16 protein-coding genes are annotated in these 17,818 nt (G+C 65.4%); 3 read left to right on the top strand and 13 right to left on the bottom strand.

The features are described from left to right. The first annotated feature begins 14 nt into the window (after positions 1–14). Entirely contained in the window at positions 15–1,547 is a 1,533-nt protein-coding gene (locus IEV56_RS06995) for a B12-binding domain-containing radical SAM protein (protein ID WP_188449177.1), read from the top strand. 46 nt (positions 1,548–1,593) lie between these two features. Here the strand turns inward: IEV56_RS06995 and IEV56_RS06990 are convergent, their stop codons facing one another. The 13 genes from IEV56_RS06990 to IEV56_RS06930 all read right to left on the bottom strand — a co-directional run bounded on the left by IEV56_RS06990 (position 1,594) and on the right by IEV56_RS06930 (position 14,857). Next, the gene (locus IEV56_RS06990; RefSeq protein ID WP_188449175.1) at positions 1,594–2,193 is read right to left on the bottom strand and encodes an OmpW/AlkL family protein; all 600 of its coding nucleotides are present in this window, start codon (positions 2,191–2,193) and stop codon (positions 1,594–1,596) included. A gap of 148 nt (positions 2,194–2,341) precedes the next feature. Then, on the bottom strand, positions 2,342–3,625 hold the full coding sequence (locus tag IEV56_RS06985) for a Xaa-Pro dipeptidase (protein ID WP_188449173.1): 1,284 nt from the start codon (positions 3,623–3,625) through the stop codon (positions 2,342–2,344). Between the two features lie 98 nt (positions 3,626–3,723). Next, positions 3,724–4,701: a GGDEF domain-containing protein gene (locus IEV56_RS06980; RefSeq protein ID WP_188449171.1), complete on the bottom strand. Its 978-nt coding sequence runs from the start codon at positions 4,699–4,701 to the stop codon at positions 3,724–3,726. A gap of 64 nt (positions 4,702–4,765) precedes the next feature. Next, the gene (locus IEV56_RS06975; RefSeq protein WP_188449168.1) at positions 4,766–5,014 is read right to left on the bottom strand and encodes a GlsB/YeaQ/YmgE family stress response membrane protein; all 249 of its coding nucleotides are present in this window, start codon (positions 5,012–5,014) and stop codon (positions 4,766–4,768) included. A gap of 81 nt (positions 5,015–5,095) precedes the next feature. Continuing rightward, on the bottom strand, positions 5,096–5,725 hold the full coding sequence (locus IEV56_RS06970; RefSeq protein WP_188449166.1) for a 4'-phosphopantetheinyl transferase family protein: 630 nt from the start codon (positions 5,723–5,725) through the stop codon (positions 5,096–5,098). Continuing rightward, positions 5,715–7,076 carry an NAD-dependent succinate-semialdehyde dehydrogenase gene (locus tag IEV56_RS06965; RefSeq protein WP_188449164.1) on the bottom strand — a complete coding sequence of 454 codons (1,362 nt, stop codon included), beginning with the start codon at positions 7,074–7,076 and terminating at the stop codon, positions 5,715–5,717. The genes IEV56_RS06970 and IEV56_RS06965 overlap by 11 nt, the downstream gene beginning before the upstream one ends. Positions 7,077–7,086: 10 nt before the next feature. Beyond that, the gene (locus tag IEV56_RS06960; RefSeq protein ID WP_229730203.1) at positions 7,087–7,932 is read right to left on the bottom strand and encodes an ABC transporter permease subunit; all 846 of its coding nucleotides are present in this window, start codon (positions 7,930–7,932) and stop codon (positions 7,087–7,089) included. Then, the gene (locus tag IEV56_RS06955; RefSeq protein ID WP_188449162.1) at positions 7,929–8,846 is read right to left on the bottom strand and encodes an ABC transporter permease subunit; all 918 of its coding nucleotides are present in this window, start codon (positions 8,844–8,846) and stop codon (positions 7,929–7,931) included. Before IEV56_RS06955 ends, IEV56_RS06960 begins: the two co-directional genes overlap by 4 nt. Next, positions 8,843–9,982 (bottom strand): ABC transporter ATP-binding protein, encoded by a 1,140-nt coding sequence (locus IEV56_RS06950; RefSeq protein WP_188449160.1) that lies wholly within the window; start codon positions 9,980–9,982, stop codon positions 8,843–8,845. Before IEV56_RS06950 ends, IEV56_RS06955 begins: the two co-directional genes overlap by 4 nt. A 59-nt stretch (positions 9,983–10,041) precedes the next feature. Then, a complete protein-coding gene (locus IEV56_RS06945; protein ID WP_188449156.1) occupies positions 10,042–11,166 on the bottom strand; it encodes a polyamine ABC transporter substrate-binding protein in 1,125 nt (374 codons plus the stop codon). 67 nt (positions 11,167–11,233) lie between these two features. Next, positions 11,234–12,592 carry an aspartate aminotransferase family protein gene (locus tag IEV56_RS06940; protein ID WP_188449154.1) on the bottom strand — a complete coding sequence of 453 codons (1,359 nt, stop codon included), beginning with the start codon at positions 12,590–12,592 and terminating at the stop codon, positions 11,234–11,236. Between the two features lie 21 nt (positions 12,593–12,613). After that, positions 12,614–14,104, bottom strand: a complete 1,491-nt coding sequence (locus IEV56_RS06935) for a glutamine synthetase family protein (RefSeq protein ID WP_188449152.1) — start codon at positions 14,102–14,104, stop codon at positions 12,614–12,616. Positions 14,105–14,107: 3 nt separating this feature from the next. Then, the gene (locus IEV56_RS06930; RefSeq protein WP_188449150.1) at positions 14,108–14,857 is read right to left on the bottom strand and encodes a gamma-glutamyl-gamma-aminobutyrate hydrolase family protein; all 750 of its coding nucleotides are present in this window, start codon (positions 14,855–14,857) and stop codon (positions 14,108–14,110) included. A 257-nt stretch (positions 14,858–15,114) separates the two neighbouring features. On the opposite strand from IEV56_RS06930, the gene IEV56_RS06925 reads away from it, so the two are divergent. Then, the gene (locus IEV56_RS06925) at positions 15,115–16,485 is read left to right on the top strand and encodes a glutamine synthetase family protein (RefSeq protein WP_188449383.1); all 1,371 of its coding nucleotides are present in this window, start codon (positions 15,115–15,117) and stop codon (positions 16,483–16,485) included. Positions 16,486–16,498: 13 nt separating this feature from the next. Further along, the gene (locus tag IEV56_RS06920; protein ID WP_188449148.1) at positions 16,499–17,779 is read left to right on the top strand and encodes an NAD(P)/FAD-dependent oxidoreductase; all 1,281 of its coding nucleotides are present in this window, start codon (positions 16,499–16,501) and stop codon (positions 17,777–17,779) included. Positions 17,780–17,818: the final 39 nt, after the last annotated feature.

Below are 17,818 nucleotides of genomic sequence, written 5' to 3'. Positions count from 1 at the left end.
GCGATAATGGCGGCATGCCCGACATCCTGCTGTCCACCCTGAACGCCCGCTACAGCCACGCCTCGCTCGGCCTGCGCTGCCTGCGCGCCAACCTCGGCACCCTGCGCGAACGCTCGGCCATCCGCGAATTCGTCATCGGTCAGAAGACCGAGGAACTGGCCGAGGCGATCCTGGCCGCAAACCCGCGCATCCTGGGTTTGGGCGTGTACATCTGGAACTGCGAGGAAAGCCTGAAGCTGGTGCTGATGCTGAAGGCCTTGCGGCCGGAGCTGGTGATCGTGTTGGGTGGGCCGGAAGTGAGCTATGAAACCGGCGAGCAGGCCATCTGCGCCGCCGCCGACTACACCATCACCGGCTGGGGCGACGTCAGCTTCGGCCAGCTGTGCGCGCAGATCCTGGCCGGCGAAGCGCCGGAAGGCCGGATCATCCCCGGCATCCAGGCCAAGCTCGACGACCTGGCCTCGCCCTACGGCGAGTACACCGAGGAGGACATCCGCCAGCGCCACCTGTACGTCGAGGCCTCGCGCGGCTGTCCGTTCAAGTGCGAATTCTGCCTATCGGCGCTCGACAAGACCGCCTGGCCGTTTCCGCTGGAGGCCTTCCTGGCCGACCTGGAAATGCTGTGGCAAAAAGGCGCGCGCCAGTTCAAGTTCGTCGACCGCACCTTCAACCTGAAGGTCGACACCTCGTTGCGGATCATGGAGTTCTTCCTCGGCAAGATCGCGGAGAACCCGGACGATCCGCCGTTCGCGCATTTCGAACTGGTGCCCGACCATCTGCCGGAAAAGCTGAAGGAGGCCATCGGGCGCTTCCCGGAAGGCACCCTGCAGTTCGAAATCGGCATCCAGACCTTCAACCCCGAGGTGCAGACGCTGATCTCGCGCCGGCAGAAGAACGAGGTCGCGCGCGACAACATCCTGTGGCTGGGCGAACACAGCGGCGCGCATCTGCACGTCGACCTGATCGCCGGCCTGCCGGGCGAGGACATCGACAGCTTCGCCGACGGCTTCGACCGGCTGGTGGCGCTGAAGCCGCACGAGATCCAGTTCGGCATCCTGAAGCGTCTGCGCGGCGCGCCGATCGCCCGGCACACCGCCGACTTCGGCCTGCGCTTCAATCCCGCCCCGCCCTACAACATTCTGGCCACCGATCGCATCGGTTTCGGCCAGATGCAGGAATTGGCGCGCTTCTCGCGCTATTGGGACATCCTGGCCAACTCCGGGCGCTTCCCGCGCGGACTGGCCCTGCTGCTCGGCGATTCGCCGTTCCGCCGCTTCCTGGCGTTCTCCGGCTGGCTGTACGCGCGCACCGGCCAGACCCATGCGCTGGCGCACGAGCGCCTGGTGCACCTGCTGCACGAGTACCTGATCTCCGCACTCGGCATGGCCGAGGCGGACGCCTCGGCCGCATTGATCGCCGATTACCGCGGCACCGGCGGCCGCAGCCGCCTGCGCTTCGAGGACGGCGACGCCGAATTGCCGCCGCCGCGGCCGGCGCGGCGCAAAGGGCACACGCCGGAACGCCAGAGCCGGCATCTGCGGGCATGAAAAAAGCCGGGCAATGCCCGGCTTTTTCCGTTACGGCGCGGTTCGATCAGAAGCGCTTGCCGAACATCACCGAGTACACCATCGGATCGACGTTGGCGGTGCCGATGTCGGTACCGTTGAGCTTGACGTCGGCGTCGATGTCCATCCAACGGGCGTCGACGGTCATGTCCCAATCTTCCGAGACCTGGAAACGCAGGCCGGCTTGGGCAGCCAGGCCGAAGCTGTTGCCGATCGAGATGTTGTTGTTGCCCAGAACAGCCTTTTCCTTCTCGCTGAAGGTCAGGGTGTAGTTCAGGCCGGCGCCGACGAACGGGCTGACCTTGGCTTCCGGATTGAAGTAGTACTGTACCGAGAAGGTCGGCGGCAGGTGCTTGAACTCGGCGACGGTGGTGCCATTGAGCGCGACTTCGTGCTTGAACGGCGTAGCGGCCAGCACTTCGATGGCGACGTTCGGGTTGATGTGGTAACCGAAGCTCAGGCCGAGCTGGGTGTTGCTGTCGATGGTGGCGTTAGCCGAATTGACCGTGCCGTTGTCCGACTTCGGATTGACGTTGGTCAGGCCGCCACGCACGAACCAGTCGGCGGCGGAAGCGGATTGGGCGGCGAAGCCGGCGAGCAGCAGGACGGCCAGGGTGGACTTCTTCATGATTTTTTCTCCTTGGGTTGAAATCATGAAGTCATTATCCGGCGTTAAGAAATCGTGATATTGACTCAAGTCAAATCTTCTGCCGGAAAACCGAAAAGACCCGGAAAGCCGGGTCTTTTCAGCGGGTTGCAGCAGACGAAAAGCCCGATCAGGGCGACTGTTTGTACACGTCGCCGCCCTTCATCACGAAACCGACGTTCTCCAGCAAGGTCACGTCCTGGGTCGGATCGCCGGATACCGCCACGATGTCGGCATAGCGGCCGGCCTCGATGACGCCGACATCGGCGCGAGCCAGGGCCTCGGCGGCGTTGGCGGTGGCGCTCTGGATCGCCTGCGCCGGCGTCATGCCGTAACGCACCATCCACCGGAACTGCTTGGCGTTGTCGCCGTTCGGATGCACGCCGGCATCGGTGCCGTATACCATCCGCACGCCGGCGCGATGCGCCTTGCGGAAGCCTTCGCGCTGCACGTCGGCCACCTCGCGGTCCTTGCGCAGGTTATCCTCCAGCACGCCGTTCTTGCGGCCTTCGGATTGCGTGTACTCGGTGTTGTAGATGTCCATCGACAGCCAGGTGCCGTGCTTCTTGGCCAAGGCGATGCCTTCGTCGTCGATCAGGCTGGCGTGTTCGATGGTGTCGACGCCGGCGCGGATGGCGTCCTTGATGCCGGCGGCGCCGTGCGCGTGGGCGGCGACCTTCAGGCCGTACATGTGGGCATCGTCGACCACCGCCTTCATCTGCTCCAGGCTCATCTGCTGCTGGCCGGGCTCGGTGTTGCGCGAGAACACGCCGCCGGTGGCGCAGATCTTGATCACTTCGGCGCCGTACTTGCGCACGGTACGCACCGATTTACGCGCCTCGTCCACCGAATCGACGTTGAACGGGCTCTTCTGGTCCATCGACGGCGGGAAGAAGGTGGAATCGCAGTGGCCGCCGGTGGCGCCGAAGGAGTGCGCGGCCGGCACGATGCGCGGGCCCGGCACCTTGCCCTGGTCGATGGCCTGTTTTAGGCCGATGTCGTTCCAGTCGCCGGCGCCGACGTTGCGGATGGTGGTGAAGCCGGCCTGCAGCGTCTTCCAGGCGTTCGGCACCGAGATCATCGACCAGAACCGGTCGCCGAACTGCAACGAGGTATAGCCGCCGTAGGACGGATCGGCGTCGATGTGGGTGTGCATGTCGATCAGGCCCGGCAGCAGGGTCATGCCCTTGAGCTGGATCACGCGGTCGGCTGCCGGCAACGCGCCGCCGGACTGCACCGCCACGATGCGCTCGCCGCGCACGGTAATCACCGGGTTGGCCACGATGCGACCGGTGCGGCTGTCGAACAGGCGGTCGGCGACCAGCACGGTGGTGGCCGGCGTCTGTTGCGCCGACGCGGCGGCGGCGATGAACGCCAGCACCAAGGCGACGATCGGTTTGAGCGGACGGTTCATTCGGGGCTCCGGGATGCGGTGGAAAACGGGATGCGGTGGAAAACGGGATGCGGTGGAAAACGGGATGCGGTCCATTCTGCCACGCCCGTGGCCGCGGCTCAATCGGCCAACACCATCCGGTTGCGGCCGTCGTGCTTGGCGCGGTACAGCGCGGCGTCGGCGCGCGCCAGCCATTGCTGGCAGCTCTCGCCCGGGCGCAGGCCGGCCACGCCTAGCGATACGGTGACCGCGCCGGCCGGATCGCGCAGTTCGCGTTCGCAGGCGCGCCGGACCTTCTCGGCCAGCTCGGCGGCCTCATGCGCGCCGGCGCCCTTCAGCAACATCAGGAACTCCTCGCCGCCGTAACGGTAGAAGCGGTCGATGTGGCGGCTGTGGTCGCGGACCAGACGGGCGAAGCGGCACAGCACGCCGTCGCCGGTGTCATGGCCGTGCCGGTCGTTGATGCGTTTGAAGTGGTCGATGTCCATCAGCACCACCGCCATCGGCGCGCGCGTGCGGGCGAACTCCTCGACCGCGAGGTCGAGCTCGAGCTCCATGTTGCGGCGGTTGAACGCGCCGGTCAGCGGATCGACCGTGGCCAGGTGCTTGAGGCGCGCGTGCTGGCTGGCGTATTGGTCGGCGATGATGTAGCTGAGCAGCGACAGCAGCAGGCTGGTGGCCAGGAACGACCACATCTGCGCCAGGGTGTCGAAACTGTGGCCGGTGACCGCCAGCAGCGCGATGATTAGCAGCGTGAACGCGGCGGCGAAACGCAGGTTGGTGGTCAGGAAGAAGTTGGCGACGATGGCCACGTACATCCAGAACACGCCGACCACGCCGAGCAGCTCCGAACTCATCATCGCGCCGAGGCCGCTGATGATCACCAGGAAACGGCCGGTGCGTTCGGTGCGCCCGGATTTCCAGCCATACGCCACCACGCCGGCGATGATCGCCACCAGTACCGTATCCAGGACGCCGACCACGGTGTTGCCGGTCAGGAAGCGGTAGACGGCGAAGGGCGTGATCAGCGCCGAGGAGAAGAACCCGAACAGCAGCACGATGGTAAGCTGGAAATCGGCCTGCAGACGCTTCAGCATGGCCACGCTCCCATCGGCGTCCGGCGCCGGATGGGATCACGCGCCGCCGCGCCAGCCGAAGCGGTCATTTCTTCTTGAGCAGCCCGAACACGGACAGCAGCAGCACCGCGCCGAGCACCGCCGCCACGAAGCGCGACAGGCCGGTTTCCGCGGTCCAGCCGAACGCCCGGCCGATGTAGGTCGCGGTGAAGGCGCCGGCGATGCCGAGCAGGCTGGTCATCAGGATGCCAAGCGCATCCCTGCCCGGCTTCAGCGCGCGCGCAATCAAGCCGGCCGCGAAACCGATCACCACCGTCCAGACCAAGCTACCCATGCGTGAATTCCCCTTTGCTCGGCGTCTTGCCGTCCCCTGATGGGCCTATCTAAGCAAATCCCGTCCTGCCATGCAAGGACCTCACAGGCGCAGGGCCAGGCTGACGAAACCGTCCGTCAGCATGGCGGTATGCACCCGGAAGCGGTAGTCGGTGCCGTCGATCGAGACCTCGCCGTCCATCGCCGCCGGCGCGTGCATGCGGTAGTGCCGGAAATAGGCCGGTTGCGGCGCCGGACAGGCTTTGTACACGGCCTCGTTGACGGTCCAGAAGCGCTGCAGGGCGGCGGCTTTGTCCGCATCAGGCAGGCCGTCCCAGTAAGCCGCGGTGGCGCCGGTCAGGATGCGTTCGGCCACGGCGAACGGCGGCTTTTTCTGCAGCTGCAGGTCGATGCCGATGCCCTGCCCGCCCGCCAGACCGACCGCCACCGCATGCCCGTGGCTGTGGCTGAGCGAGCAGAACGGGCTGGGCCAGCGGATGGCCGCGGTATCCGCGTCGCGGCCCAGACCGGCCAATACCGCCTTCAACGCGCAACGGCCGAGCAGATATTCGGCGCGGCGCTTTTCCGAGGCCATGCCCTCGCCGGCCAGGCTTTCCCCGTCCGAAAGCGGCATGTCCGGCTCGGCCCGATCGCAATGCGCAAGGAAAATCGGCGCGGTACAGACCGCGCCGAAGTGGGCTTGCAGGGCCGATTGGCTCAGCTCAATCGACATACACCGTTTTGATGTTCATGAATTCGTGGATGCCGTGCTCGGCCAGTTCGCGTCCGAAGCCGGAGGCCTTGGTGCCGCCGAACGGCAGGCGCACGTCGGAACGCACCAAGGCGTTGACGAACACCGCACCGGCCTGGATGCGCCGGGCGACGGCCTCGCCCTTGGCGGTGTCGCGGGTCCAGACGCTGGCGCCGAGGCCGAAGGCGGTGTCGTTGGCGATGCGCACGGCGTCGTCCGCGTCCTTGGCGCGGATGATGCTGGCCACCGGTCCGAACAGCTCGTCGGAATAGGCGGCCATGCCGGGCGCCACGCCGTCGAGGATGGTGGCGGGATATTCGCACGGGCCGGCGCCCTTGGCGCCGCCGAGCAGGACCTTGGCGCCGGCGCGGACGCTGGCCTCGACCTGCGCGTGCAGCTGGTCGCGGGAATCCGACCTCACCATCGGCGCCAGCGTGCTGGCCTCGTGGTTCGGATCGCCGACGGCGAGCGCGGAGGCCGCGGCCGTGAAGCGGGCCACGAACTCGTCGGCGATGCCGGGCGTGAGGATGAAGCGCTTGGCGGCGATGCAGGTCTGGCCGGCGTTGCCGAAACGCGAGGCGATGGCAATCGGAACCGCCTTGTCCAGGTCCGCGTCGTCCAGCACCACGAACGGATCGCTGCCGCCGAGCTCCATCACCGATTTCTTCAGGTTGGCGCCGGCGGTGGCGGCCACCGACTTGCCGGCGCGCTCGCTGCCGGTCAGGGTCACCGCCTGCACGCGCGGATCGGCGATGACGCGCGCCGCGGTGTCGTTGTCGATGTGCAGCACGCCGAACACGCCCTCGGGCACGCCGGCCAACGCCAGCACCTCGGCAATGGCATCGGCGCAGCGTGGCACGTTGGTGGCGTGCTTGAGCAGGGCCACGTTGCCGGCCATCAGGCCCGGCGCCAGGAAGCGGAACACCTGCCAGACCGGGAAGTTCCAGGGCATCACGGCGAACACGCAGCCGATCGGCTCATAGGCCACGAAGCTGCGGCTGGCGTCGGTCGCCACCGGCTCGTCGCGCATGTAGGCTTCGGCCTGGCGTGCGTAGAACTCGCAGCAGCCGGCCGACTTCTCGACTTCGGCCAGCGCCTCCCGGCGCAGCTTGCCCATTTCGGCGGTCATGATCGAGGCGATGCGGCCGCTATGCTCGCGCAGCAGCGCGGCGACGCGTTCGAGATAAGCCGCGCGTTCGGCGAACGACAGCGCCGACCAGGCCGGGAAGGCCTTGGCGGCGGCAGCCAGACGGGCCTCGGTCTCGGTGGCATCGAAATAGGCGTAGCGGTACTCGACCTGCCCGGTCCAGGGATTGACGGTTTCGACGGTCATGGCATGTTCCTCAATTCTGTTGCAGGGCCAGCTGCATGTCGCGCTGGCGTCGGCGCTCGCTGCGCCACATCGACCACCAGGCGATCACCGCGGCCAAGGCCACCACCAGGATCATCAGCGACGCCAGGGCGTTGATCTTCGGGCTGACGCCCATGCGCACCGAGGAGAAGATCTTCATCGGCAGCGTGGTCGAGGACGGACCGGAGGTGAAGCTGGAGATCACCAGGTCGTCGAGCGACAGCGTGAACGCCATCAGCCAGCCGGAGAACAGCGCCGGCGCGATGATCGGCAGGGTGATCACGAAGAACACCTTCAGCCGGTTGGCGCCCAGGTCCATCGCGGCCTCCTCCAGCGAACGGTCGAGCTCGGCCAGACGCGAGGACACGATGACCGTGACGAACGATACAGTGAAGGTCACGTGCGCGATCCACATGGTGGCCACGCTGCGCTGCTGGAAGAAGCCGAACCAGTCGCCGAGCGAGACGAACAGCAGCAGCATCGACAGGCCGGTGATCACTTCCGGCATCACCAGCGGCGCGGTGATCAGGGCGCTGAACAGGGTCTTGCCGCGGAAGCTGCGGAAGCGCGTCATCACCATGGCCGCCATGGTGCCGAGCACCACCGCGGCGCAGGCGGTCAGGAACGCCAGCTTCAGGCTGACCTTGGCGGCGTCGATCATCTGCTGGTCGCGGAACAGCTCGAAATACCATTTGACAGAGAACCCGGCCCAGACCGTGACCAGCTTCGACTCGTTGAACGAGTACACGATCAGGCTCAGGATCGGCACATACAGGAACAGGAAGCCGAGCGCCAACATGCCCAGGCTGAAGCGGGATACGCGTGCGTGCCGGCTCATGCGAGTTTCGCCTCCATTTCCTTGGCCTGCGCCTTGTGGAAGATCGTGATCGGCACGATCAGCAGCAGCAGCATCACGATCGACACCGCCGAGGCCACCGGCCAGTCGCGGTTGTTGAAGAACTCCTGCCACAGCACCCGACCGATCATCAGCGTGTCCGGGCCGCCGAGCATCTCGGGAATGACGAATTCGCCGACCACCGGGATCATCACCAGCATGGAGCCGGCGATGATGCCGGCCTTGGACAGCGGCAGGGTGACCTTGAGGAAAGCCTTCCACGGCCGCGCGCCCAGGTCGCTGGCGGCCTCCAGCAGGCGCAGGTCGAGCTTGACCAGGTTGGCGTACAGCGGCAGCACCATGAACGGCAGGTAGGCGTACACGATGCCGATGTAGACCGCCAACGGCGTGTGCATGATCGCCAGCGGCTGGTCGATGACCCCCAGCCACAGTAGCAGGTTGTTGAGCAGGCCGTTGTTCTTCAGGATGCCGATCCAGGCGTAGATGCGGATCAGGAACGAGGTCCAGGACGGCAGGATCACCAGCATCAGCGCGATGTTGCGGGTGGCCGGGTCCAGGCGCGCGATGGCGTAAGCCATCGGGTAGCCGACCAGCAGGCACAGGAAGGTGGAGATCACCGCGATCTTGATCGAACTCAGATAGGCGTTGACGTACAGCGAATCGTTGAACAGGTACAGGTAGTTCTTGAGGTGGATGTCCAGGCTCGGCTGGCCGCCGCTCCAGTCGATCAGCGGCGTGTACGGCGGCATCGCGATGGCCGCCTGCGAGAACGAGATCTTGAACGCGATGGCCAGCGGAATGGCGAAGAACAGCAGCATCCACAGATACGGCACCGCGATCACGCCCCAGCGCGAGCCGGGCAGGCGCTTTTTGACGCTCCGCAGCAGCCGGCTCATGAAGTCAGCACCACGCCGGCGTTGTCCTGCCAGCTCAGCCAGACCGGGTCGTTCCAGGTGAAGTCCTCGGACGCCCAACGCTTCAGGTTGACGAAGTTGCACAGCACCTTGGTGCCGCCGGGCAGGCGCACGTGGTACACCGAATGCGAACCGAAGTAGGCGATCTCCTCGATCACGCCCCGTACCTTGTTGTACTGCTGCGCCGGTTCGTCCTTGGAGATGGCGATCTTCTCCGGCCGAATGGCGAAGGCGACGCTCATGCCCTCGTGGCCGGTGATGCCGTGGCCGACGTAGATCGGCGCATCGAGGGCCGGGGTGCGGATGGTGACGTAATCCTTCTCGTCCTCCTCGACCTTGCCCTCGAACAGGTTGACCGAGCCGATGAACTCGGCGGTGAACCGGCAGTTCGGCTGTTCGTAGATCTCGTCGGGGGTGCCGATCTGCAGGATGCGGCCGGCGTCCATGACCGCGATGCGGTGCGCCATGGTCATTGCCTCCTCCTGGTCGTGGGTCACCATCACGCAGGTCACGTTCAGGCGCTCGACGATGTTGACCAGTTCGATCTGCATCTGCGAACGCAGCTTCTTGTCGAGCGCGCCCATCGGCTCGTCGAGCAGCAGCAGCTTCGGACTGGTGGCCATCGCACGCGCGAGCGCGACGCGCTGCTGCTGGCCGCCGGACAATTGATGCGGCTTGCGTTTGGCGAACTTGCCCATCTGCACCAGCGCCAGCATCTCCTCGACGCGGCGGGCGACCTCGTCCTTCGGCATCTTCTTCTGGGTCGGGCCGAAGGCGACGTTCTGCTCCACCGTCATGTGCGGGAACAGGGCGTAGCTCTGGAACATCATGTTCACCGCCTGGTCGTACGGCGGGATGTCGTTCATCTTCTGGCCGTCGAGCACGATGGTGCCCGCGGTCGGCCGTTCGAAACCCGCCAGCATCCGCAGCAGGGTGGACTTGCCGCAGCCGGAAGCGCCGAGCAACGCGAAGATCTCGCCCTTGCGGATGCTCAGGCTGACGTCGTCGACCGCGACGAAGCCGTCGAACTCCTTGCGGATGCCCTCGATGCACACGTAGTTCTCGGCCCGCGCCTTGTCCGGCTTGCCGTTGCCCTGGGTTTGGATGGCTGAATTCATTGGGTCCCCGTTCCGATGGATAAAGAAAGGGCAGGCCTTTCGGCCTGCCCCGGTACGCCTTATTGGCCGGTCTTCAGGCCGGTCCAGATGCGGTTGAACAGACGGTCCACTTCCGGCGGCAGCACGGCCAGCGAGAACAGGCCCTTGCTGGCCTCCTCCGTCGGATACACGCCGGTGTTGGCCTTCAGCTCGGGATCGACCTTGTCCATCGAGGCCTTGTTGGCGCTGGCGTAGGCCACGTAGTTGGAGATCTCGGCGCCGACTTCCGCACGCAGGATGTAATTGATGAACTTGTGCGCGTTGTCCGGATGCTTGGCGTCTTTCGGAATGGCCATCATGTCGAACCACATCGGCGCGCCTTCCTTCGGGATCACGTAAGCGATCTCGACGCCGTTCTTGGCCTCTTCGGCGCGCGACTTGGCCTGGAAGATATCGCCGGACCAGCCGACCGCCACGCAGGCGTCGCCGTTGGCCAGGGCGTTGATGTATTCCGAGGAGTGGAACTGGGTGATCGAGGGGCGCAGCTGCTTCAGCAGGGCCTCAGCCTTGGCGATCACGGCCGGGTCGAAGCTGTTCGGCTCCTCGCCCAGGTAGTTCAGCACCGGCGGGATGATTTCCGACGGGGTGTCGAGGAAATACACGCCGCAGGACTTCAGCTTGGCCAGGTTGGCCGGGTCGAACACCAGCGACCAGCTGTCGACCGGCGCATCCTCGCCCAGCGCTTCCTTGACCTTCTTGACGTTGTAGCCGATGCCGGTGGTGCCCCACATGTAGTTCACCGAGTAGGCGTTGTCCGGGTCGAGCTTGGCGATGTTGGCCTGGATGGCCGGATCCATGTTGCCGAGGTTGGTCAGCTTGGATTTGTCGAGCGGCATGAACACGCCGGCCTGGATCTGGCGGGCCAGGAAGGTCAGCGAGGGCACCACCACGTCGTAACCGGTGTTGCCGGTGACCAGCTTGGTCTCCAGCACTTCGTTGCTGTCGAACACGTCGTAGGTGACCTTGATGCCGGTCTCCTTCTCGAAATTGGCGATGGTCTCCGGCGCGATGTAGTCGGACCAGTTGTAGACGTTCAGGACTTTCTCTTCCTCGCCGCCTTTCGCGGTCGGGGCGTCGCCGTCTTTCTTGCCGCAGGACGCAAGCAGTAGACCGGTGACCGCGATACCGAGTAGTTTCAACTTCATGGTTTTCTCTCTCTCGTTGTATGTTGATTTAAACCATTCCGCCGTCACCGGCGGCCCCAACCACCGCTCAGGCGATTTCCCGCGCGGTTTCGTTCAGCGACTTCCAAGCCTTCTCGAACAGCTCGTCGATTTCGTCGCGGCTGATCACCAACGGCGGCGACAGCAACATCGAATCGTAGGTGGCCCGGAGGATCAACCCGTTCTTCAGGGCAATATTACGGCATAACGCGCCGACCTTGCCACGCTCCTCGAAAAAGCGCCGGACGCCCTTGTCCGGCACCAGTTCCAGCGCGCCGACCATGCCCGCGATGCGGGCCTCGCCGACCAGCGGATGCTCGCCGAGCTCGCGCCAGCGCTCGGCCAGGTAGGGGCCGGTATCTGTGCGGCAGGTCTCGACGATCTTCTCGTCCTGCAGGATGCGGATGTTCTCCAGCGCCACCGCGGCACACACCGGGTGACCGGAATAGGTGTAGCCGTGCGCCAGCTCGCCGCCCTGATGGCGCAGCACCGAGGCCACGCGCTCGTTGAACAACACCGCGCCCATCGGGATGTAGCCGGAGGTCAGGCCCTTGGCGGTGGTCATGATGTCGGGGGTGAAGCCGAAATACTGCGAACCGAACCACTCGCCGGTGCGGCCGTAACCGCAGATCACCTCGTCGGCGACCAGCAGCACGTCGTATTTGCGGCAGATGCGCTCCACCTCCGGCCAATAGGTGCGCGGCGGGATGTACACGCCGATGGCGCCCATGATCGGCTCGCCGATGAAGGCGGCGACGCGTTCGGGGCCGAGCGCCAGGATTTTCTCTTCCAGCCGGCGGGCCGCGGCCAGGCCGTACTCGTCCTCGGACATCTCGCCGCCATCGGCGAAAAAGAACGGCGGATCGATGTGGTGGATGTCGGGGATCGGCAGGCCGCCCTGCGCGTGCATGCCCTTCATGCCGCCCAGGCTGGCGCCGGCCATGGTCGAGCCGTGATAGCCGTTGTGGCGGCCGATCACCACGTTCTTGGCCGGATGGCCCTGCACCGCCCAGAAGTGGCGGACCATGCGCAGCACGGTGTCGTTGCCTTCCGAGCCGGAGTTGGAATAGAACACGTGGTTCAGGTCGGCCGGCGAGATCTCGGCCAGCTTGGCCGACAGGTGGATGGCCGGCTCGGTCGAGCACTGGAAGAAGGTGTTGTAGTAGGCCAGCTGCTCCATCTGCCGGGCGGCGACGTCCGCCATCGATTTGCGGCCGTAACCGACGTTGACGCACCACAGGCCGGCGAAGGCGTCCAGCAGCTTGTTGCCCTCGGCGTCCCAGACGTAGCAGCCCTCGCCCTTGACCAGGATGCGGGTGCCCTTCTTGGCCAGCTCGGCGTTGTCGTTGAACGGATGGATATGGTGGGCGGCGTCGAGGCGCTGCAGATGCTGGTAGCTGTGGGTCATGGCGTGCGTTCCGTTCTTTGGTTATACGTTGAGCAGCAGGAACTCGCGTTCCCAAGAGCTGATGACGCGGAAGAAGGTCTCGTATTCCTTGCGCTTGATGCAGACATAGGCCTTGCAGAAGCGCTCGCCGAGGATGTCGGCCAGGGCCTCGGAGCGCTCGAGGTACTCCAGCGAGTCCTGCATCGATTTCGGCAGCTCGAAACCGGTGCTGTGCGTATAGCCGGTGGACGGCGCCGTCGGCTGCAACTTCTGCTCGATGCCGAGCAGGCCGCAGGCCAAGGTCGCGGCGATGGCCAGATAGGGGTTGACGTCGGAGCCGGCGAAGCGGCTCTCGACCCGCATGTTCTCCGGCGAGTCGAACGGCACGCGCAGGCCGCAGGTGCGGTTGTCGTAGCCCCACTGCACGTTCTTCGGCGAGACCTCGCCATAAATCAGCCGGCGGTAGGAGTTCACGTTCGGCGCGAAGAACGCCATGGCCTCCGGGATGTAGCGCTGCAGGCCGCCCAGGTAGTTCATGAACAATTCGCTGTGGCGGGCGCCGTCCTTGCCGACAAACACATTGCGGCCGGTCTTGGCGTCGACGATGCTCTGGTGGATGTGCATCGAGCTGCCGGGTTCGTTCTCCATCGGCTTGGCCAGGAAGGTGGCGTAGATGTCGTGGCGCATCGCCGCCTCGCGGATGGTGCGCTTGAACAGGAACACCTGGTCAGCGCGCGACAGCGGATCGTCGTGGATGAAGTTGATCTCCAGCTGGGCGGCGCCGGATTCGTGGATCAGGGTGTCCACGTCCAGTTCCATCGCCTCGCAGTAGTCGTACATCAGGTCGAGGATCGGGTCGAATTCGTTGACCGCGTCGATCGAATAGGACTGGCGCGCGGTCTCCGGCCGGCCGCTGCGGCCGGTCGGCGGCTGCAGCGGGAAATCCGGGTCGGTGTTCTTCTGCACCAGATAGAACTCGAGCTCGGGCGCGATGATCGGCTTCAGGCCGAGCGCGTCGTAGCGCTCGATGACCCGGCGCAGCACGTTGCGCGGCGCCAGATCGTGCGGCTTGCCGTCCTTGGTATAGCAGTCGTGGATCAGCTGCACGGTCGGATCCGAGGCCCACGGCACCACGCGCAGGGTGTGCGCGTCCGGCCGCAGGTACATGTCGGAGTCGGAGGCGCTGACGATCTCGTCGTATTCATCGATGTATTCGCCGGTCACGGTGGTGGCGAAGATGCCTTCCGGCAGGCGGGTGCCGAAGTCATGCGAGAACTTGGCGGCCGGGATGATCTTGCCGCGGGCGTTGCCGGTCATGTCCGGCACCAGGCATTCGACCTCGGTGATGCGGTGCTCACGCAGCCAGCGCTTGAGGTCGCTCTCCTCGCGCGCGCTGGCGCTGATCGGCTTGGCCGGCGGCGCCAGCTTGTCGGGTTTGGCCGGCAGCACTTTGCGCACCGGCTTCTTGACGGGCTTGGCTTCCTTCGTCGGCTTGGCGGATGATTTGGCGGGTTTCGCGGCTTTCTTGCTCATGGGTCACCGGTTGCGGCGTTCGGCGCGGGCTTTGCAGGCGGCGCCGAAGGCCTTGAAGATTTCGAGGTAGAACGGATTTTCGGTCACCTTCCATTCCGGATGCCACTGCAGGGCCAACAGGAAGGTGTCCTCGCAATCCAGACGGACGGCCTCGACCAGTCCATCAGGCGCCATAGCTTCGGCGATCAGGTTCTCGCCCAGCCGGTTGATGCCCTGCCCGTGCAGCGAGTTCACCATCACGCTGTCGGCGCCGGCGAAGCGCTCGAGCAGGCCGCCTTTCAGCAGGCTGACCGGATGCGCCGGCGCGTACTGCACGTCCAGCGGCTGGCTCAGGTCTTCCTTGTGGTTCATCAGGCCCGGCGCCTCGTGCACCTTCTGGTGCAGGCTGCCGCCCATGGCCACATTCACTTCCTGGAAGCCGCGGCAGATGGCCAACACCGGCACGCGCTTGGCGATGGCTTTGGGAATCAGGTTGAGCGTGGTCAGGTCGCGCGCCGGATCGTGCAGGTTGCCCTCGTAGCTGGGCTCGTCGGAATAATGGTGCGGCTCGATGTTGCTCGGCGAGCCCGGCAACAGCAGGCCGTCCAGGTGGTCGAGCAAGGCATCCAGATCCAGGCCACGGTGCATCGAAGGAATCAGCAGCGGCTGGGCGTCGGCGCCGTCGAGCACGGCACGGATGTATTTCTCGCCCACCGCCTGGAACGGGTGCGGGCCGAGCATTCTGCTGTCTGCAGGGATACCGACGAAAATCATGCGTGAACCGGAAATCGCGATGTGTAGAGCGATTACCCTAACCCGCCTGTAAAATTTTATCAACAGAAATTTTGTGGCCTTGGAGGCCCCGTATTTCCGCGGTTTTGCCCATCAAACGGGCGCTTGGGATGCATTCCGAAAAGGCCGCCGGAACGCACGGAGTCGGCCGCGCCGGGGTGAAACCGCCACGCCTGATGAATATTTTTTACACGTCCAAAAATGTCTGCTAGTATCCCTGCAACGACTGCGGATGCCCCATCATGACCGAAAACACCCTCCATCCGGCCGACGCCAACGTGCTGGCCGAATACGGAAACGCCGAACTGATCGACCTCATCCTGCCCGACATGAACGGCCTGCTGCGCGGCAAGCGCATCACCCGCGACGCGCTGGAGAAGGTGTACCAGAACGGCGTCTGCCTGCCGATGTCGCTGATCGGCACCGACGTCACCGGCAATACCGTGGAAGAGACCGGCCTGGGCTACGACATCGGCGACGAGGACCGCATCTGCCGCCCGATTCCCGGCACCCTGCGCCCGATTCCCTGGCAGGGCCGCCCGATGCTGCAGTGCCTGCTGAGCATGGAAGGCTTCCACGGCGGCATGTTCTCGGCCAACCCGCGCGAAGTGCTGAAGAACGTGGTGCAGAAATTCACCGACCGCGGCCTGACCCCGGTGGTGGCGGTGGAGCTGGAGTTCTATCTGCTCGACCGCGAACTGACCCCCGACGGCCGGCCGCAGACCTCGATCAACCCGGCCACCGGCGAACGCAACCGCACCACCCAGGTCTATTACATGGGTGATTTGAACGATTATCAGGATTTCACCGATACCGTCGCCGACGCCTGCAAGGCCCAGGCCATCCCGGCCGACACCGCCGTGGCCGAATACGCGCCGGGCCAGTTCGAGATCAACCTGAAGCACCGCGACGACGCCGTAGCCGCCTGCGACGACGCCATCATGCTCAAGCGCGCGATCAAATCGATCGCCGAGCAGCAGGGCATGCTGGCCAGTTTCATGGCCAAGCCTTTCGTGGATCAAGCCGGTTCCGGCACCCACATCCATGTGTCCCTGCTCGACAAGGACGGCAACAACATCTTTGCCAGCACCAAGGAAGCCCCCGCGCCGGCGCTCAAGCACGCCATCGCCGGTCTGCAGCAGGTATCCAAGGACTGCATGCTGATGTTCGCGCCGCACGCCAACAGCTACCGCCGCTTCGTGCTGAACGCGTTCGTGCCGCTGAACGACTGTTGGGGCTTCAACAACCGCACGGTGGCCATGCGCATCCCGCATTCGGACGCCAAGAACGTGCGCATCGAACACCGCATCGCCGGCGCCGACGCCAATCCGTACCTGGTCACCGCCGCGGTGCTGGCCGGCATCCTGCACGGCCTCGATGCCAAAGGCGACCCGGGCCCCGCCATCGTCGGCAACGCCTACGAGCAGACCGAGCAGCGCCAGCTGTTCTGGCGCGACACCATCAACGACTTCATGGCCAGCACCTTCATCAAGGACATGTTCGGCGCGGAATTCCAGCACGTGTTCGGCCAGCAGAAGCTGAAGGAGATGCGCAGCTTCTACACCGAAGTCACCACCCTCGAATACGACTGGTACCTGCGTTCGGTCTGAGCCGGCACACCCGATGTCCGGCAGCGAGCACATCCGTTCCTGGTACGCGGCCTCGGCGCCGGCGTTTCCGCGCCAACCGGCGTTGGCCGGCACGCAGCGCGCCGATGTCTGCATCCTCGGCGCCGGCATCACCGGCCTGTCGACCGCCATCGAACTGGCCCGGGCCGGACTGTCGGTCATCGTGCTGGAAGCCAAGCGCGTGGCTTGGGGCGCCTCGGGCCGTAGCGGCGGCCAGGCCATCTTCGGCTTCGGTTGCGACCAGGCCAAGATCACCCAGGCGGTCGGCTTGGCCGACTCGAAACGCCTGTTCGACTGGTCGTTGGAAGGCCTGGACCTGATCAAAACCCGCTGCGCCGAATTTGGCATCGACTGCGACTGGCGCGACGGCCATGCGCACGTGCCGATCAAGCCGCGCCACATCACCGAACTGAAGGCCTGGCAGCGCGACCTGGCCGATAACTTCGGCTACCCGCTGCAGTGGTGGGAACGGGAACAGTTGCAGGCGGTGATGCCGAACGAGCGCTATCTGGGCGCCCTGTTCGATCCGCGCAGCGGCCATCTGCACCCGCTGAAGTACACGCAGGGCTTGGCCAAGGCCGCTCTGGCGCTCGGCGTGCGCATTTTCGAAGACTCGCCGGTGACGGCGTTGGAGCGCGGCCCGACGCCGCGCTTCAAGACCGCCCACGGCGAGGTGGCCTGCGACTTCGCGGTGCTGGCCGGCAACGCCTATGTGCACGGCATCGCGCCGGAGCTGGATGCCAAGATCATGCCGGTCGGCACCTACATCGGCGCCACCGCGCCCTTGGGCGAAGCCCTGGCCCGCGACCTGATCCGCAACGACATGGCGGTGGCCGACGTGAACTGGGCGTTGGACTATTTCCGGCTCAGCGCCGACCACCGGCTGCTGTTCGGCGGCCGCGCCTCGTACTCCACCCTGCCGCCGCCGGATTTGGCCGGAACCCTGCGCCGCCGGATGACACGGGTGTTCCCGCGCCTGGCCGGCATCGAGATGGAATATGTCTGGGGCGGCTACGTTGACATCTCGCTCAGCCGTGCGCCGCACTGGGGCCGATTGGGCCAGAACATCTATTACGCCCAAGGCTTTTCGGGCCACGGCATCGCCGCCACCGGCCTGGCCGGCCGGATTCTGGCCGAGGCCATCCGCGGCCAAGCCGGACGACTGGACGCCTTCGCCCGCATTCCGCACCGCGATTTCCCCGGCGGCCGGCTGTTGCGCACACCCCTGCTGGTGGCCGCCATGGCCTGGTTCAAGCTGCGTGACGCCTTGTTTTGATTGATATAATGCCGGTTTGCGGGCACGTTCCTTTACAAG

The sequence above is a fragment of the Arenimonas maotaiensis genome, from assembly GCF_014638745.1.
In the GTDB taxonomy this organism is placed as follows: Bacteria; Pseudomonadota; Gammaproteobacteria; order Xanthomonadales; family Xanthomonadaceae; genus Arenimonas; species Arenimonas maotaiensis.
Note: the sequence above shows the minus strand (reverse complement) of the source record. Positions and strands in the feature narration are given on the sequence as shown.

What these genes read in the sequence shown, in the direction of transcription:
- IEV56_RS06995 (WP_188449177.1), top strand. Translation starts at nt 15, where the DNA reads ATGCCCGACATCCTGCTGTCCACCCTGAACGCCCGCTACAGCCACGCC.
- IEV56_RS06990 (WP_188449175.1), bottom strand. Translation starts at nt 2,193, where the DNA reads ATGAAGAAGTCCACCCTGGCCGTCCTGCTGCTCGCCGGCTTCGCCGCC.
- IEV56_RS06985 (WP_188449173.1), bottom strand. Translation starts at nt 3,625, where the DNA reads ATGAACCGTCCGCTCAAACCGATCGTCGCCTTGGTGCTGGCGTTCATC.
- IEV56_RS06980 (WP_188449171.1), bottom strand. Translation starts at nt 4,701, where the DNA reads ATGCTGAAGCGTCTGCAGGCCGATTTCCAGCTTACCATCGTGCTGCTG.
- IEV56_RS06975 (WP_188449168.1), bottom strand. Translation starts at nt 5,014, where the DNA reads ATGGGTAGCTTGGTCTGGACGGTGGTGATCGGTTTCGCGGCCGGCTTG.
- IEV56_RS06970 (WP_188449166.1), bottom strand. Translation starts at nt 5,725, where the DNA reads ATGTCGATTGAGCTGAGCCAATCGGCCCTGCAAGCCCACTTCGGCGCG.
- IEV56_RS06965 (WP_188449164.1), bottom strand. Translation starts at nt 7,076, where the DNA reads ATGACCGTCGAAACCGTCAATCCCTGGACCGGGCAGGTCGAGTACCGC.
- IEV56_RS06960 (WP_229730203.1), bottom strand. Translation starts at nt 7,932, where the DNA reads ATGAGCCGGCACGCACGCGTATCCCGCTTCAGCCTGGGCATGTTGGCG.
- IEV56_RS06955 (WP_188449162.1), bottom strand. Translation starts at nt 8,846, where the DNA reads ATGAGCCGGCTGCTGCGGAGCGTCAAAAAGCGCCTGCCCGGCTCGCGC.
- IEV56_RS06950 (WP_188449160.1), bottom strand. Translation starts at nt 9,982, where the DNA reads ATGAATTCAGCCATCCAAACCCAGGGCAACGGCAAGCCGGACAAGGCG.
- IEV56_RS06945 (WP_188449156.1), bottom strand. Translation starts at nt 11,166, where the DNA reads ATGAAGTTGAAACTACTCGGTATCGCGGTCACCGGTCTACTGCTTGCG.
- IEV56_RS06940 (WP_188449154.1), bottom strand. Translation starts at nt 12,592, where the DNA reads ATGACCCACAGCTACCAGCATCTGCAGCGCCTCGACGCCGCCCACCAT.
- IEV56_RS06935 (WP_188449152.1), bottom strand. Translation starts at nt 14,104, where the DNA reads ATGAGCAAGAAAGCCGCGAAACCCGCCAAATCATCCGCCAAGCCGACG.
- IEV56_RS06930 (WP_188449150.1), bottom strand. Translation starts at nt 14,857, where the DNA reads ATGATTTTCGTCGGTATCCCTGCAGACAGCAGAATGCTCGGCCCGCAC.
- IEV56_RS06920 (WP_188449148.1), top strand. Translation starts at nt 16,499, where the DNA reads ATGTCCGGCAGCGAGCACATCCGTTCCTGGTACGCGGCCTCGGCGCCG.